Below are 1072 nucleotides of genomic sequence, written 5' to 3'. Positions count from 1 at the left end.
CCGGGCCGCGTCGACTCCTGCGGAACAGATCCAGGACGCGCTGCAGCTGCAGCACGCCAACGGCACCCACGTTCCGGGAACGGACGCGGGCTGCCTGAATTGCCAGACTGCGTGCTTCTGCAACACCGGCTTCGAGTGCGTGCGCTGCGCACTGGAGCACAAGGCCGAGCCCACCAGCGGCAAGGACTGTCTGCTCTGCGGGGAGCCGGACGGCTACCCGTATTGCACCTACAGCGCCGACACCTGGATCTCGTGTGCCGCCCTTGCCGAGGCCGACCGTCTCGCTGCGGAGGCTGCGAGCGCTGACGAAGACGTCGTCGCCCAGAGCAGCGACGTTCGATCGAAGTGCCCGATCTGTCGTAGTACCGATCCCGAGATTGCTGGGGTCCTCCGCGACCGAGACGAAGTCCAGTACTGCGACGACGAATGGCACTACCGCACCACCGAGGGGTGGTGACGTCGCATGGGCAAGAACACCGTCAAGCCCGGCTTGACGCCCAGGCCGCGTAAGCGTGCCCAGCGGCACGTGGAGACGGCGCAGTTCGACGCGTTCGCGCGGCGGATCCTGCGGGCCTACGCCCGACGGGTCGCAGCCGGCGACGTGGAGGCCCTGGCCTCGATGGTCACGCTGGCGACCGAGGTCGACGCGATGCTGCGTCTGGCCGTCGCCGGTCTGCGGGCCAAACCGTATTCGTACTCGTGGGACGAGATCGCCGGTCGGCTGGGTGTTTCCCGGCAGGCAGCGCAGCAGCGTTACGGCGACAAGTCCGACCGGCACGCCCTCGACTCCCGGCTGTTGCATGCGGGCTTGAGCGTGTCCGTGGCGACCCTGACGCAGGTGTTCGCCGATCACCATCCCGGTAGCCCGATGCCTTCGCGGTGTCCCGGCTGCGGCTACCCGTACCCCGACAACGTCTTCGACTGCCCCACGAACGCCACCGTGCGTCCGCTGCTGCTGCGGCGGCGTGGCGAGGACCAGGACGCGGTAGCCCGACTCACCCCTGACCAGTTCGCCGACCTGCACAACCCGAAGTCCCGCACCCAGCGGGCAACGGTTCGGCAGTCGGCCCGT

General features: G+C 68.8%; 2 protein-coding genes. Both read left to right on the top strand.

The features are described 5' to 3' along the window. Positions 1-457: hypothetical protein (locus ADL15_RS54160; protein WP_198170789.1), on the top strand; the 457-nt coding region annotated here is incomplete at its 5' end. 6 nt (positions 458-463) lie between these two features. Next, a partial coding sequence (locus ADL15_RS56855; protein WP_338025539.1) for a hypothetical protein occupies positions 464-1072 on the top strand: 609 nt, incomplete at its 3' end.

Origin of the sequence: Actinoplanes awajinensis subsp. mycoplanecinus, assembly GCF_001509495.1 — a bacterium.
Taxonomy (GTDB): domain Bacteria; phylum Actinomycetota; class Actinomycetes; order Mycobacteriales; family Micromonosporaceae; genus Actinoplanes; species Actinoplanes palleronii.
The sequence above is the reverse complement of the archived record's forward strand: the minus strand, read 5'-3'. Positions and strand labels throughout refer to the sequence as shown.